The sequence below is a fragment of the Nitrincola iocasae genome (assembly GCF_008727795.1).
GTDB lineage: Bacteria > Pseudomonadota > Gammaproteobacteria > Pseudomonadales > Balneatricaceae > Nitrincola > Nitrincola iocasae.
In genome coordinates this window covers 1,474,850-1,490,372 of the sequence record NZ_CP044222.1, presented here as the reverse complement: position 1 = coordinate 1,490,372, position 15,523 = coordinate 1,474,850, and the positions used below count along the sequence as shown (strand labels likewise).

Annotated in this window: 10 protein-coding genes; 6 read left to right on the top strand and 4 right to left on the bottom strand. The window is 50.8% G+C overall.

Annotation, left to right across the window (positions count from 1 at the left end; all coding sequences use genetic code 11):
* Window positions 1–148: 148 nt before the first annotated feature.
* Both F5I99_RS06820 and F5I99_RS06815 read right to left on the bottom strand, forming a co-directional pair.
* Window positions 149–712: a VPLPA-CTERM sorting domain-containing protein gene (locus F5I99_RS06820; RefSeq protein ID WP_151054369.1), complete on the bottom strand. Its 564-nt coding sequence runs from the start codon at window positions 710–712 to the stop codon at window positions 149–151.
* 29 nt (window positions 713–741) lie between these two features.
* The gene (locus tag F5I99_RS06815) at window positions 742–2,631 is read right to left on the bottom strand and encodes a retention module-containing protein (RefSeq protein WP_151054367.1); all 1,890 of its coding nucleotides are present in this window, start codon (window positions 2,629–2,631) and stop codon (window positions 742–744) included.
* 436 nt (window positions 2,632–3,067) lie between these two features.
* Between F5I99_RS06815 and F5I99_RS06810 the strand changes: the two genes are divergently transcribed.
* The 6 genes from F5I99_RS06810 to F5I99_RS06785 all read left to right on the top strand — a co-directional run bounded on the left by F5I99_RS06810 (window position 3,068) and on the right by F5I99_RS06785 (window position 12,731).
* On the top strand, window positions 3,068–6,568 hold the full coding sequence (locus F5I99_RS06810) for an AAA family ATPase (RefSeq protein ID WP_151054365.1): 3,501 nt from the start codon (window positions 3,068–3,070) through the stop codon (window positions 6,566–6,568).
* A gap of 94 nt (window positions 6,569–6,662) precedes the next feature.
* Complete coding sequence (locus F5I99_RS06805; protein ID WP_151054363.1) at window positions 6,663–8,090, top strand: TolC family outer membrane protein; 1,428 nt, start codon at window positions 6,663–6,665, stop codon at window positions 8,088–8,090.
* A gap of 83 nt (window positions 8,091–8,173) precedes the next feature.
* Window positions 8,174–10,309 carry a type I secretion system permease/ATPase gene (locus F5I99_RS06800; RefSeq protein ID WP_151054361.1) on the top strand — a complete coding sequence of 712 codons (2,136 nt, stop codon included), beginning with the start codon at window positions 8,174–8,176 and terminating at the stop codon, window positions 10,307–10,309.
* Window positions 10,309–11,733, top strand: coding sequence for an HlyD family type I secretion periplasmic adaptor subunit (locus F5I99_RS06795; RefSeq protein ID WP_151054359.1), 1,425 nt, complete (start codon window positions 10,309–10,311; stop codon window positions 11,731–11,733). Before F5I99_RS06800 ends, F5I99_RS06795 begins: the two co-directional genes overlap by 1 nt.
* Window positions 11,730–12,329, top strand: coding sequence for a LuxR C-terminal-related transcriptional regulator (locus tag F5I99_RS06790; protein WP_151054357.1), 600 nt, complete (start codon window positions 11,730–11,732; stop codon window positions 12,327–12,329). Before F5I99_RS06795 ends, F5I99_RS06790 begins: the two co-directional genes overlap by 4 nt.
* Window positions 12,330–12,377: 48 nt before the next feature.
* Entirely contained in the window at window positions 12,378–12,731 is a 354-nt protein-coding gene (locus tag F5I99_RS06785) for a tryptophan synthase subunit beta like protein (RefSeq protein ID WP_151054355.1), read from the top strand.
* On the opposite strand, the gene F5I99_RS06780 is transcribed toward F5I99_RS06785, so the two are convergent.
* Entirely contained in the window at window positions 12,718–14,643 is a 1,926-nt protein-coding gene (locus F5I99_RS06780) for a bifunctional diguanylate cyclase/phosphodiesterase (RefSeq protein ID WP_151054353.1), read from the bottom strand. The genes F5I99_RS06785 and F5I99_RS06780 overlap by 14 nt on opposite strands.
* A 37-nt stretch (window positions 14,644–14,680) precedes the next feature.
* Window positions 14,681–15,382, bottom strand: coding sequence for a transglutaminase-like cysteine peptidase (locus tag F5I99_RS06775; protein ID WP_151054351.1), 702 nt, complete (start codon window positions 15,380–15,382; stop codon window positions 14,681–14,683).
* Window positions 15,383–15,523 lie beyond the last annotated feature (141 nt).

Here is a 15,523-nt window from a genome sequence, read left to right as displayed (position 1 = left end):
CTACGTCCATGACAATTAAGTGTATTCGAAAAAAGTACGAACACTTGTTTCAAGCACCTATTATTACACGATTTTGCCCATAAAACGCAATAAACCTGATGCCGGAATGCCGACATCAGGTCTGAAATAGCTGAATCAATCCAACAAATTAGGCTACTGCAGCAAGACGTTTCTTACGACGCATTGCCAGCCCACCCAAAAGTACGGAACCGAACAACCAAACAGCAGCAGGCAGTGGTACTTCAGAGAGTTCGATATTGCTCAGTGATACAGTGATATCGCGCCCTGCATTGCCATCCCATGACTCGTCACCGAAAACAAGCAACTTATACACGGTACCGGCTTCAACTTCGGATGTCAGTCCGGTAAAACCACCAAACAAGCCACCACTCCACCAGCTACCCAAAACTGTAGCCACATTGGTTGAGGTATTCAGAATGCTTACGGTCCACTCATCTACAGTGGTAGAAATATCGAAGCTCAAAGTCCCAGTAGCAGACGTCAGCACATCCATTTCAACCGCGAATGATTGCAGGGTATCCAGCCCAATAAACGTAGCTACAGCCGACGTATCAGTGGTAGCGAACGATGTCAGCGATACCGGAAAATTACTTGCACCCGTCACAGCTGTTGGATTGGAAATTGTAACACTTGCCGCTGATGTAAACGCGGAAACCAGCAATAGAACCATACCTGTAATTATGCGTTTCATTTCAAAAACTCCTTGATTTACTTATATAGTTATTCAACGATCAGGTTACCGCTGCTGATCAGGGAATCTATGATTTCAGCCTCATTGCTACCCAGTGTAGACAGATCGACATCTTTTAGTACGATGTTCTGCGTTATTGTACCATCACCGTCATTACTAATGGAGATGACGGAGTCACTACCGCTGACACTGACAGAAAGGAAATCGGTTATTTCGTCTGATCCACCACTAAAAGACAGCAGATCAGCCAGATCAATGCGATCCGCATTGGCATCTACACCAAAATCACCCAGTGTGAAATCACCGACAATATCCAGCGCAGGTGCTGCCTCTGTCCCTTGATCACCCAAATCCCAGGCAAAGGTATCAGCCCCCAGGCCGCCGAACATAATATCATTTCCGGCACCGGCATTAATCTGATCATCGCCTGCATAACCATGAATCAGATCATTTCCGGAGGTGCCTGTCAGAACATCATCATTAATTGAACCTTCAGACACTGTGTTAGTGGTCACATCAACGACTATGGCCAGATCTCCAGATACACTTTCGGATACGCCGTCCAGCGTTGCCGTGGCTGTAACATTCAGTAGCAGATCGCCACTAAATCCTACTGGTGGCAGAAACTGCAAGCCTTCCAATTCTGCTGGTGTGAAGCTCCAGATACCACCGCCCTGATCACTCCCGGCACTGAAAGAAGCTCCGGCCGGAACGCCTGAGATCTCAACAGACAAGCTTTCGCCTGGCAGCGCACTGCTCAAGGATGCATCAATTGACAGATCCACTGGCTGACCGTAATAGTCAGAACCATTGAGGGTAAAAGCAGGCTGAGAAATCGCCAGCGCTGAATCGAAGTTGGTGTCACGACCATTCAGGACTAACCAGTCAAAACGGTAGGTACCTTCCTGATCAGCTTGATAGTTGAACTGTCCATTACCTGTTATGGCGGCTTGCAGCTCTTCAGAAGAGCTGACTTGCAATACTTCCTTGGTGCCATCAGGTTTGGTGACAACTACCACTACCAGATCATTCTTACCTTCTTCAATGTAGCTGACCGTTCCTTCACCATTATAAAAAACCCAGCCAAACTGAATTCCTGTGCCTTCCTTGACGGAAACCTGAGATGAAGTCAACTTGCCATCCCATGCATCCACCGTATCTGTGTGATTTACAACGCCGTTGCTATCCGGATTAAACTGATCAAGTGTACCGGGTTCCAGCCCTAACTCGGACTCGATAAATTCTTTTGGCAACCCCTGCAAACTTGCTGGACGCGTGCTGTTAGGGCGTGGTGCCGGATTGTAGAGTTGATGCTGTTCAAAATCACCCAGATCAATCATGCCATTTGCTGTAGTGATTGCTGTTGCGCCAGCCAACACCATCTGAACAGAAGACAAGGCCAATTCAGGTGGTAATACAGTGCCATCATCCTCATCAGCAAGTAGCTCATCCTGATCACCAATAGGTGCTTCGAAGGGCTCTACAGCTAGCGGGTCAAAAGAAAAGGCCAGCGGATCAACTGATTCAAAGATACGCACCAGCTGAACAATACTGCTGCCGCCGCCTTCAGGCGCACCATCGGCACCAGCCGCAGGTGCTTCCAGCTCATCCAGTAGATCTCCATCACCTTCCAGTGCGGCCAGAACGGCATCGACACTTGGATCGGTTAACTGATTATCCTGGGGGGCAGGTTCTGAACTACCCAGAAGCTGTTCATTCATCTGAATGGCTTGATTTGGTCCAAGCGCGGCTATTTCTCCGTTACCGAAATCCAGTACCACACGACCGCCTTCAGCGGTTACCAGGGTTTCTCCGGCAAAAAGCTCATCGCCCGGCTGCAGAGATCTGAGTGAACCATCCGCTGTCCGTGCAAATACTTCTCCACTAGTCTCTAATACCACTGCAATAGCTGTTTCCATTTCAGTATCCTTATTTTTCGGACTGTACTGCTTAACCAGTTAGGTTAGATTTACAGACTTACTTGTGTATTCTTTCGCTGATGTACAAATGTACATTTGTGCGGTTATGCATGGCATTATAAATGACTTGAGCCCTGTGCATATTGGACCGTAGTACAGATAGGGTTATTGTTTGTGGGGTATTTAGATTGGGGTTGTTCGCTCACAATTGAGGTTGTTCGCTCACAGAGTGAGCTCCTACATGTAGATGCCCGGTTTGTAGGTGCCCGGTCTGTGGGAGCCCGGTCTCCGGGCGAATATAGAATAGGGTTTTGATTGAGGTTGTTCGCTCACAATTGGGGTTGTTCGCTCACAGAGTGAGCTCCTACATGTAGATGCCCGGTCTGTGGGAGCCCGGTCTCCGGGCGAATGGGTTTGGTTTAATTTGGAGTGGTGTTTGAATACGCAGATTAGTCGTCTTTGTTTGCTGGATACGCCGATGTTGAAGGGTGCTGGGGGTGAGGTGCCTTTGCAGTTGCGCTATCGTAAGGCTTTGGGGTTATTGGGTTTTCTGGCGGCGGAGAGGAATCGTAATCACTCGCGGGCTGTTATTGCCAGTTTGTTCTGGCCGGATCTGGATGAACCGGCGGCGCGGGTGAATTTGCGTCAGGTGTTATCGATTCTGTCGAAATTGTTTAACACCACTCCATTTCATACGGCGCTGATTGTGGATCGGCATTTTATTGCACTGCAGAATCATGCACTGCTGCATTTGGATATTACCGATCTGGAAACCTTACAGCGCCTTCCTAACTCCAAGGTGAATAACCTCGAGCATTTCAAGGAAGACAGCCTGCTGACTGGCGAGTTTATGGCGGGTTATTCGCTGCCGGGCTGCGAGGAGTATGAATACTGGCTGGCCGATAAGCGTGCGTATTTCCGCAGTTGTCAGATACGCTTGCTGAATACACTAATCACGCAGGCGCAGGACGATCGTCAGTCAGGTCTGGTGATCAGTTATGCACAGAAGATACAGCAACTAGACCCTGACAATGAATCCTTACTGCGTGAAGTTATGCGGCTGTGTTCTGAAAATGGTCAAACACGTCTGGCTTTGCGTCTTTATGAGAACTTTACCCAACGCATGCAGCGTGAACTGGGCGTTTTACCGGACAGTAAGTCACAATCACTTTACAGCCAGCTGACTCAGCAACTTAATGAACAGCCTGCGCGTACATCGCAACTGGATCAGTTTCCGGCTATTGAGAAAATTTCACCCGTTGTAGTCGTGCATCTGCAGTGGCGCTGCAGCTTGTCAGATCCGGAAGCAGCAGCACAGCAACTGTTCGATGCTGATCACTACTCGCGCAAGCTGATCTGTGATGAAATTGGTGCCTTTCATCTAAACAGTGCCGGTCACGGTGCATTCTTCTACTTCGGCTGGCCTCTGGCGCTTGAGGATAATGCCTGGCTGGCTGTTCGCAGCACGATACGCTTAATGCATTATGCCCGGACTCATCCAGAAATAGACCTGCGTGCCGGAGTGCATACCGGCACGCTGTTTTCATCACTGAGTGCCGCCCTGCCCGATCTGCTGGGTAATGTGACCGAAGAAACCAGCTTGCTGTGTCAGAGTGCTTCAGATGGGCAGATTTTACTTAGTGAACCCTGCTACCGCTTGTTAGAGCGCAAGGTACAGGCGCGTAAAGTCACCGAGCGCCGTCGCCGCAATGATGGCAGTTTATCCGGGGCTTTTTTGCTGGTGGATGAACCCGGTTGGTTTACAGAGTCAGACTCTCTGCCACTGCCGGAACAGCAACCCCTGTACGAGACACTCAGTCAGCAGCGTGACCGGATTGACCCTCACCAACACCCCTTACTGGTGAATATGACCGGTCCAGCAGGCAGTGGTAAGACTCTAATGCTGTCACAGTGGCTGAAACATCAACGCCAGTCCGGTGATAGAGTATTCAAACTGCGCTGTTATCCTGACCGCCAACAGCAACCCTTGTTTCCACTGATCAGCTGTTTGCGTCAACTACTGGGGTTTCAGGCCGATGAAACCGTCAAACCTGATATTCTCAAAGAGCGTTTACGCCGACATGGCTGGGACCAGTTGCTACAGCAACCGGTTCTGATCGATCTGATGGCCTATAACGCACACCCCACCGAAGAAAACATTCAACAGGCCTTTGATGCCATCAGCCAACTACTGCACGGGCTCAATGGCTCTTGCCTGCTGGTGTGGATTGAAGATGGCCACTGGATAGATGCAACAACACTGGCGCTGATTGAGCACCTGGCTGATCTCACATCCTGCCCGCTTATGGTACTGCTCAGTGCCCGCAAGCTCCCCGATACAGCAACACATCCAGCATGGTTTAGCCTGACACTCCCCAGACTCAGCCACACTTCGGCAAACCGTTTACTCAAGTTTTTTTCCCGTAGCAGTCAAAACTGGCGCTCCCCGGATGAGTCCGCACAGCTGCTGGAACTGACTGATCACAACCCGTTTTTACTCAAGGTAATGGCCAACTCTTCTGAAGACAACCAGTTGCCCGGTGAAGTCTTGCAGTACTTTAGTTATCGCATTGACCAACTGGATGAGTGGCGTGACAGCGCCTTGCAACTGGCTTTATATTGGCCGGATATTCACTCGGATCAGGCTTTGCAGATAGGTCAGATACAAAATCTGGCAACGCCGAACGAAACGATAGAACAACTGATTACGACCAAGCTGCTGCAGTGGCAGGATAAAACACAGCTTGCCTTCACGCCGCCCTTGCTGCAACAGGTGCTGGCTTCATTAAATCCACCGAGCCGCCAGCGCTACGTACACAGAATGTTGGCCTTGCAATTGGAACAGAAACAACGCGGTAAAACCCCATTTGAAATCAAGGCGCGTCTGGCTTACCACTGGTGCGCAGCAGGTGAGCAGGATAAAGCAGCGGATCTTTACTTACGTTGCGGTCAATCTGCCTTACAGCAGCGCCGCTATACTGATGCCGCTCACTGCCTGGGTGCAGCTCTGAAACTTGATACTTCGGTGGATTTTTCCCTGGAACTGCGCGTAACGCTGCTAAATGATCTGGCACAGAGTCGTATCATGGCCTTTGGTTACGGTGACCTGTATGCCTTCAAAGCGGCTTCTGAAGCCTTACAACTGGCGAAGCAGGTTGCCGATGAAACCGCCAGTTTCCGCTCCCTGTATCTGCTGTTTTTAGGGATAGGCTCGGTAGATACTGAACGATCACGTTTGCAGGCCGCGAATCTGTTATATGATCATGCCGACACGCCAGCCCAATTGACTCTGGCTCATTGGGCGTTGGCCAACAGCCATTTCTGGATGGGGCACTTCCAGCAGAGTCGCAGCCATGCTGAGCAGTCGCTATTGCTCACACAACAGGTTAATGTTGAGGAGCTGAATAATTACAGCCACGAGAATCCCGCCGTTCTGGCTATGGGCTTTCTGGCCTGGGCCTGGTGTTTTGATGGCCAACCTGAACAAGCCAACAGATGTTGCGAGCAACTGCTGGCCTTGCCTGCTGAGACCCTGACGCCAAGCAGCCATTGCTATCAATTGTTTTTTGCCGCTTCGACCCTGACTCACTGCAATGAGCACGCATATGCACTGGAATACGCTCGGGCCTGTCATGAAATTGCAACCAGATTGCAGCATCATTTATGGCTGTGTGCTTCAGAGCTGCTGATTTTAAGCTTGAGTGCAACCGCCGATGAACCCGTTCGCAGTGAGCAGATCGACTGGCTGATTAATGGTATCCACAGTGCCTATGCCGACGGTTTGCCAATGGCAGTATTGATGGGAGCCGAAGCCCTGATCCGCTCAGATCTCAAAAATATGGCGCGTATTTTGCTTAAACGAACTTTGGATAGCACAATCAATCAGGAACATGATTTATTGTCAGAAACTTTACAGCGTTTGTTACACAGCCTATAAGTTATTGCAGTGACTGATTACTTTTTGCTTACGCTTAAGTGCTAACCTACACTGAATACAATCATGTTTAATGCTTTAATCATGGGTGAAAGGAATGAAAATAATTAAAGCTCCACGCACGCTACTGGCTTGTCTGATCTCTGGCAGCTGCCTTTTATCTGTCTCTGCTTACGCTCAAATGGACAGTACCACCATTGCTGACATTGCTCGCAAGGCAATTGAAACCAATCCTGAAGTGCAGGCCAGTTGGCACGCTTTCATGGCATCTGACTATGACACCGAGTTTGCCCGCGGCGGTTATCGGCCCATTGTCGATTTTACCGCAGGCTACGGCCACGAGTACCGGGACTGGGAAAACTATACTGGAGAAGATGAATTCTCCGGTGCCGCCGCTGAGATCAGCCTGACACAGATGCTTTATGACGGTTTCAGAACCCGTAACGAAGTCAGACGCTTTGAAAGCGCCCAACTGGTACGCTACTTCGAATTACTGGATAACGTTGAAAATACAGCGTTAGAGGCGGTGAATGCTTACGAAGACGTGATGCGTTACCGTGAACTCGTAGCGCTGGCTGAAGATAACTTTGACGAACACATCACCGTGTTTGACCGAATTGAAGAAAGTGCCAGAGCCGGTGTTGCACGCCGTGCCGATCTGGAACAGATTTCTGGTCGTTTATCTTTAGCCGAGGCCAACCTGCTGACCGAACTCTCTAACCTGCACGATGTCAGTGCACGTTATTTACGCATAGTGGGCGAATTACCTGCTGACAACATGCTGCCTGCCACACTCAATGACACCCGCATTCCTGACGACGTACGTGAAGCCTTACAGCTTGCCTACCAGGGCAATCCAGCCTTCCATGCAGCGATTCGTAACATTCAATCCCAGGAAGCCGCGGTTGATCGCAGACGCTCTGATTTCAGACCACGCCTTAATCTGACCGCCCGCTACGGCACCCAGGATTATGATGACCAGGGTTTTGATAACCGCCGTAGTGATGGCCGGGTTGCGCTGGAATTCCAGTACAATCTGTATAATGGTGGTCGCGACCGGGCATCTTTGCAGCGTGCTTACGAAGAAGTGAATGTTGCCAAATTTGAGCGCGACAAGGCCTGTGTCGATATGCGTCAGACGCTGCAGATTGCCATTAATGATGTGCGCAAGCTGGATGAGCAACTGCCGATCCTGAACCAGCACCGTATTTCTTCTGACCGCGTTCGTACTGCCTACAAAGACCAATTTGATATCGGCGATCGTACCCTGTTAGACGTACTGGATTCAGAAAACGAATACTTCCAGGCTAGCCGCGCTTACACCAATGCTGTCTATGATCGCAGCATTGCTGCTGCGCGCACCCTGACAAGTATGGGCGAGCTTCTGCCAGCACTGGATGTTGTACGCGAAGGGCTGCCGAGTCTGTCTGATCTGGGCGCAGAGAGCTTTACGGTTGACGCTGAAAGCGCCTGCCCTGATCTGGATGTCAACAGCAGTATTGCGCAAAGCCGTCTGCAACGTTGATTAAAAACCATTTATTGGTTAAGTTCTGATCTATACGGGCCTGATTTTCAGGTCCGTCTTTTTTATCTGACTTGAGACACTGTATGTCTGTGTTTACTGAAACCCCTGGCGGTGCATTACTGGGCTGTTTGCTTATTCTGTCACGGTTTCATGACGCGCCGGTTTCTGCAGAAACAGCCATAGCGGGACTGCCGTTGGTCAATGGCATTCTTACCCCTTCTGTTTTTGGACGTGCGGCCAAGCGTGCGGGTCTTGCCAGCCGCATCAGTCATAGTCGCCTGGATCAACTCAATAGTAATCTGTTACCCGCTATCCTGTTATTGAAAAATGACAAGGCCTGCGTGGTTAACCGCATTGATACTGAACAACAAACGGCCGAAATCGTTTACCCTGAACTGAGTGAAACCGTAGTGGCTGTGCCACTAAAGGAAATTCAGTCACAGTTTTCCGGTCAGGTAATCTACGCCCGGCCCGAATTTCGCTTTGACAGCCGCGCACCGGAAATTAAAAAAGTACGTGACCGCCATTGGTTCTGGGGCGTTATTGCTGAGAATCGCCGACTCTACCGGGATGTCTTGCTGTCGGCAGTGATGATTAACTGCTTTGCCGTGGCCATGCCGCTGTTTGTGATGAATGTGTATGATCGCGTAGTCCCCAACCATGCGACAGACACCCTGTGGGTACTGGCGGCCGGGGTGTTTATTGTACTGTCGGCTGACCTGGTATTGCGGCTGATGCGCAGTTGGTTTGTCGATCTGGGCGCCAGCCGCGCCGACGTCAAACTGTCTTCAGCGATTATGGAGCGGGTATTGGGTATGAAAATGGCCAACCGCCCGGCGTCTGCTGGCTCTTTTGCTGCCAATGTGCAGTCCTTTGAATCAGTGCGCAGTTTTATTGGTTCACTGACCGTAGTTGCACTGGTTGATCTGCCCTTTGTGCTGTTGTTTGCCACGATTATCGCAATCATCGGCTGGCCACTGGTGCTGCCTATTATAGCCGGGGCATTATTGGTATTGATCTACGCATTAAGTGCACAGGCCAAGATGCATAGCCTGTCGGAAACGTCTATGCGAGCAGGTGCGATGCGTAACTCCACGCTGATCGAGAGCCTGTCCAACCTGGAAACACTGAAAAGCTTTGGGGCTGAAAGTAAAATTCAGTCTGTCTGGGAAAAAACCACCATTTTCCTGACACGTACAGCGGCACAGATGCGGCTGATTTCAGCGTCTATCACCAACGGCGCGCAGTGGACACAGCATAGTGTGGCGGTTGCCATTATTATTATCGGTGTGTATATGATTATTGAGGGCAATCTGACTCAGGGTGGCTTAATCGCCGCTTATCTGTTGTCTTCTCGTGCCATGGCACCTATCAGCCAGGCGGCTGGACTGCTGGCCCAATACCACCATTCCGCTACAGCCATGCAGTCTCTGAACGAGATCATGGAACGCCCCATTGAGCGTCCGGAAAACAAAAACTGGATTAGTCGTCCTTCGCTGCAGGGTGAAATCGAATTCAGACGCGTATGCTTTCGCTACCCGAATGATGAGCGTCAGGCACTGACCGATGTCAGCTTTAAAATAAAAGCCGGTGAACATGTTGCCGTACTCGGACGTAACGGCTCGGGTAAGAGTACGCTGGAAAAATTAATTCTGGGTCTGTACGAACCTGAATCCGGCGCCATTCTGATTGACGGTGTGGATATTCGCCAGATTGACCCTTCAGAACTGCGACGCCAGATCGGCTATGTGCCTCAGGATGTGTCGATGTTTTTCGGCACCTTAAAGGACAATATTATTACCGCCGCCCCTCAGGCAGAAGATCACCAGATTCTGCGTGCGGCGACGCTCAGTGGCCTGGCACCCTTTATCAATTCACATCCTGCTGGTTTTGATATGCAGGTGGGTGAACGTGGTCAACTGCTTTCGGGCGGTCAACGCCAGTCGGTTGCCATCGCCCGCGCACTGATCAATGATCCTCCCCTGCTGCTGCTGGATGAACCAACGGGATCACTGGATCACTCCAGTGAAGAAACCATCAAGCAGAATCTGGCACGCTATTCACGAGGCAAAACCCTGCTGGTAATTACTCATCGCAGCTCTTTGCTGGCTCTGGCCGACCGGTTACTGGTCATCGATGCTGGCAAGGTTGTGGCAGATGGCCCGAAAGCCGAAGTTATGGAAGCGCTCAAACAGGGTCGTGTGGGGAGTGCAAACTGATGACTGCGCAGAAAACAACACTGGAACAGCAAGGCTTCGACAGGGTCGGACAAATCAGCCAGACTGTTGGTCAGCGTGGTTCGCCCATGTTGGACCGTATTTTTGGGCGCTGGCTGGGCAACCCGGCTGACAAAGACTGGGTTGTCGATGCTGAATGGGGTCGTATTCAGCAGGAACCGGTTCATGCCCGCCGCTTACTGTATATCATGGCTCTGGCACTGATCGCACTGCTGGTCTGGGCGGCTTACGCGCCGCTGGATGAGGTTGCTCGTGGCGACGGACGCGTTATCCCTTCGCGCCAGTTACAGGTGGTGCAGTCGATGGACGGGGGGATTATTGAAGAGATACGGGTGCATGAAGGCCAGATCGTTAATCCTGGTGATCTGTTACTGAAAATTGATCCTACCCGTGCCGTGTCCAACCTGAGAGAAAGTCGTGCACAGTTCCTCGCCCTGCGAGCCGAAGTTGCACGGTTACAAGCGCTGGTCGGCAATCTCGATGAGCCTGACTTTCCGGTCGATCTGGTATTGGAAGCACCGGATATTGTGGCGCATGAGCGCAGCACCTTCTTCAGTAACCGTGAAGAGTTGAATGAACAGATTTCCATCTATCAAAGCCAGTTGGAGCAACGTGAGCAGGATCTGCGTGAAGCCAGTGCCGCTCGCTCTCAACATGCCAGAAGCCTGTCATTAAGTTCCCGGGAACTGCAGGTTACCCGGCCGCTGCTGCAATCTGGAGCGGTATCGGATGTCGACATTATTCGTCTGGAGCGTGAAGTATCCAATGCCCGCGGAGAACTGAACCGGGCGGAAGCGATCATCAGCCGGAATGAAGCGGCGATTGAAGAAGCACAAAACAAAATTCGTGAAGTGGAGTTGACCGTCCGTAACCGCTGGAATTCGCAGTTATCGGAATCACGGGCACGCCTGAATGCTTTATCCCAGGCTGAATCGGGTCTGGAAGACATCGTCAAGCAGACCGAGATCCGCGCGCCGGTTCGCGGTACCGTGCAACGTCTGTTTACCAATACCGTAGGCGGGGTAGTGGCGCCCGGACATGAAGTGCTGGAAATTATTCCCCTGGATGATCAACTGATCATCGAGGCACGCATTCCGCCCAAGGATATCGCCTTTATCCGCCCGGGACAGGAAGCCATGATCAAATTCACCGCGTATGACTTCGCTGTGTTTGGTGGCCTGGATGCCGAAGTGGAACATATCAGTGCGGATACCATTACCGATGAGCAGGATAACACCTACTACCTGGTCAGACTGCGCACCTATGAATCAGGTTTTAATAACGACCTGACCATTATTCCGGGGATGATCACCCAGGTGGATATACTCACCGGTAAGAAAACCGTATTGGAATACCTGTTAAAACCTGTTCTTAGAGCAACATCTCAGGCAATGAGTGAAAGATGAACCATAAAAATTTGTTTCTGACGGACGAAGCCTTTATCAGCCCACGCTGGCAAGCGGCCTTTCCAGACGCTGATATTCATACCAGCATTTCACTCCCTCCTGCGGCAGATGCGGATACGCTGGTGTGGATTCTGTCTGCCAGCCGTAACTGGCTGGATCTGGTGTCCTTCTATTCTCAAAGCGGTTGCAAGGTTATTGTTCTGACCCGGCTGGAAAACACCGATGAACTGCGTAACGCGCTGGAAGCCGGTGCACGGGGTTATACCGAAGCCCTGGCCAATATAGCCACGCTGCAACAGGTTGCCCTGAGTGTACATCAGGGCGCCATGTGGCTGCCATCTGCGCTGGTTACGCGGATGATTGGCATCCTTTCAGACGTTCTGAAGCAACAGCAACGTGATGAGGTTGATCTGAGCATTCTGACTGAGCGTGAGAAAGAAGTGACCCAGGCAGTGATTACCGGCGCCAGCAACAAGGAAATTGCCCGGCAATTGGATATCACTGAGCGTACCGTTAAAGCCCACCTGAGTGCTATTTTCCAGAAACTGGATGTACGTGATCGTATGCACCTGATGCTGGTTGTACGTGGCCACTGATTAGCATTGTGCTATGATTCAGGCTATAAACGTCAGGGAGTCAGAGGCATGTATATCAAGCGAAACAGCAGCGGTAAAATTATCGGAGTGAGCGAAACCCAATCCGATGCCTTTCCTGAAGTGGCTAATGAGCGTTCAGAAGAATTTCTGAATTACGTCAAATGCGAAGCCTGCAAAGCCACTGTAACTGCTTCAGCGCTGCAAACCACCGATACCGAGCTGGTCAGGGTGCTGGAAGACGTGATCGATCTGCTGACTCAGAAGGGCCTGATACAGTTCACTGATCTACCCAAAGCGGCACAACAAAAGTTGCTGACACGCCAGACTCTGCGTGAAAACCATCGTAGTCTTAATCTGATCGGCGATGATGACGACGAAGAAAACACGCTCAGATTTCTTTGATACCTGGCCCCGTATAACCATCCATACCCAGCATTTTCAGCAAGGGGGTTTGTGAGCCCGCTTTCACACCGTCTGCAATCACCAACAAGCCGATGGAGTGCCCCAATGTTGCTAATCCGCGCAGGAAGTTCTGGTTAGTGTTATTGCCTTCCAGGTCGCTGATAAAGGCATTATCCACCTTAATATAATCCAGCCCCAGTTCTTGCAGATTGCTGATCCGGGCGAAATCGGCACCCGCCCTTTCCAGACCGATGCGACAGCCCAGCGGTTTGATCTGCCGACAGAACTCTTTGAACACCTGCGGATGCTGAACAACACAACGTTCGCTGACTTCAAACCAGAGTAACCGGGCTTCCCGCGGCCGGTCTTTCAGCTGATCACAAAGGCGATTTACGGCAACCAGATCACCCAGGGTTTCGGCTGATAAGTTAATCGCGGTTGACGGTGCATCCTCTAAACGACGTAACTGCTCCAGTACAAAATTCACCATGGCGACATCCAGTTCCGGTAACATACCCAGTCGTCGCGCCCAGGGAATAAAGTAACCCGCTGAGTGCACCTCACCCTGCAACTCCAGACGCATCATCGCTTCCTGATGTAGCAAACCGCTATCGCTGGCCAGTACCGGATAGTATTGCGCTGTTACACGATCACGTATCAGCGCCTCCGTCAGCACCATACGCCACTCATCAGCGCTATGAAAACGCGGGGAATTCTGATGTGCCAGCGATATTTCTCGGCAGGTTATCTCGCGTTGCTCAGCATGAGCCAGCAAGGTATCCAGTTTCATCATCAGGTCTGCACGGCTATCGCCGGGTGCAAAATAGGCGGCAGCCATGGGCAGTTGTGGAACCGGATTGTAGTCAGCCGACAAGGTTAGCAATTTATGCAGCAGCGCCTCACTGATCGAATCCAGATCCAGGGCATCGGTCAGCAGTAGCACAAAGTCACTGCCATTCAGACGCCCGACATCGGCCTGGGTGAAGTCATCAGCGGTATCTTCAGTGACTTTCTGGATGACATTTGCCAGATGTTTCAGTAAAGCATCAGTCTGTTTATGGCCAAGTTGCTGATTGAGCAGCGCCAGATGGCGCACCCGAATCAATAACAGCGCATGCTGACTGTCGGAATCAATACTGTTGAGCTTGGTATCCAGCTGACTGAGGAAGTATTCCCGGTTTGCCAACCCGGTGAGCTCATCATGCTGATTTTTGTGGCGCATCTCTTCCAGGCGCTTACGTTCACTGTCCAGCATCTGGCGGATACGTTCAGACAGAATATTCATCGCTTTTACCACCCGCCCAAACTCAAGCGTACGTGGCTCTTTGGACTTGATGAAACGTCGCCCACCGATTGCTTCAGCCTGCTTGACGACATCATCCAGTGGACGTGTGATCAATTTCAGAATCAAGGTACCCAGACCACCTGCCACCAGGGCCACCAGCAAAAACCATACTAATAAGTCGCGGGTGGTAGTCCAGAGGGCCTGATAGGCAAAACGTTTATGGCTTTCAATATAGAGAGTCCCGTACTGAAACCAGCCATCCTGCACCTGGGCAACGCCCGGTTCTATGTTCAACGAGGTGATCGCCTTAAACCACTCGGGCACACCGGTTGCATCATCACCTTCATAGACTTTGCTTTGCAGAGGTTCACCTTCCGGACTGAGCAGTTCAATGCGCTGGTAGTGGCCGGTATCAAATTGTGCGGCAATCAGTAGCTCCAGTGTGACCGGGTCTTTTTCAATCTGAGACAGTGTCAGTGCAAGCGAGCCGGCATTATCAATATTTTTCAGCAATAACTGTTCTTCAAAGTAAGCCTTTGCTTTATAAGTACTGATACTGAAACTGCTGATAAAGGCAATGGACATCATCACGACAACGGCTATCCACAATTGACGTATCAGTGACATAAGCAACACTCCTGTTCCACTCTTTGACTTGCCGATCTCATTGAAAACTCACCCCTTCCTGCTGTATTTTTTCTAGTAGGTTACGCCAGCGTGACAAACGTGCTGTTGCACTGGCAGCTGGCGAGGTTGCTCCCCCTGCCCACAAGCCTTCACTGTTAAAACTGAACACCGGTGCCAGGTCACCGCGTTCTGATGCCGGACGAATGTTGGCGATCAGGCTGTCCAGTATCAATGGCTCAGATGTAGGGGTAACGTAATAGCCCAGCACCATATGTGCCTGGGTAATGCTACTGCGCGCCCCCCCCGTTCTGGCATTAACATAGATCAGCCGCAAACGATCATCACTGATACCAGCCTGGCGTAAACTGACATATTGAAGGATAGCGTAATCTTCACAATCCCCCAGACCATTCCCTAAGGTCTCCAATGGCGAGGCCCAGTAATCTTCAACTCCGTATAGCCTGCGGTCGAGTCGGTAGCGCACATACTGATGCACAAATTGGTTAACAATTTCCAGCTTCTGCTGCTCGGTATCAGTTTGTGCCGCCTCTCTGAGCATGGCCTCCCAGCGCTGCGACACCTGCAGGCGCGATGAGCCAAAGCGGCTATCCATTAAACCGTGAAACCGGCTGAATTCAATACTGGCCCGGCTGAAAAGCCCACTGCTGACCGCCAGGCTGATAAACAGCACCGGAATAATCAGCAAGGTGTTTACTGGCCGGGCCAGTTTTTTCAGCATGAGGCAATGTCCATTATTCAAACAGAATATTTTCTGAACGCATTCTGCTACAGTACTATATTAATGGTATGACAGTATAATACAGGCTTTTATCCAGACCTTGGATTTCTGTAAAATAGTTGTGCGATAGAAACAAAATTA

Bases quoted from the DNA above. Each gene is read 5' to 3' on its own strand.
- F5I99_RS06815 (WP_151054367.1), bottom strand. From the start codon at position 2,631: ATGGAAACAGCTATTGCAGTGGTATTAGAGACTAGTGGAGAAGTATTT.
- F5I99_RS06805 (WP_151054363.1), top strand. From the start codon at position 6,663: ATGAAAATAATTAAAGCTCCACGCACGCTACTGGCTTGTCTGATCTCT.
- F5I99_RS06800 (WP_151054361.1), top strand. From the start codon at position 8,174: ATGTCTGTGTTTACTGAAACCCCTGGCGGTGCATTACTGGGCTGTTTG.
- F5I99_RS06820 (WP_151054369.1), bottom strand. From the start codon at position 712: ATGAAACGCATAATTACAGGTATGGTTCTATTGCTGGTTTCCGCGTTT.
- F5I99_RS06785 (WP_151054355.1), top strand. From the start codon at position 12,378: ATGTATATCAAGCGAAACAGCAGCGGTAAAATTATCGGAGTGAGCGAA.
- F5I99_RS06775 (WP_151054351.1), bottom strand. From the start codon at position 15,382: ATGCTGAAAAAACTGGCCCGGCCAGTAAACACCTTGCTGATTATTCCG.
- F5I99_RS06780 (WP_151054353.1), bottom strand. From the start codon at position 14,643: ATGTCACTGATACGTCAATTGTGGATAGCCGTTGTCGTGATGATGTCC.
- F5I99_RS06795 (WP_151054359.1), top strand. From the start codon at position 10,309: ATGACTGCGCAGAAAACAACACTGGAACAGCAAGGCTTCGACAGGGTC.
- F5I99_RS06790 (WP_151054357.1), top strand. From the start codon at position 11,730: ATGAACCATAAAAATTTGTTTCTGACGGACGAAGCCTTTATCAGCCCA.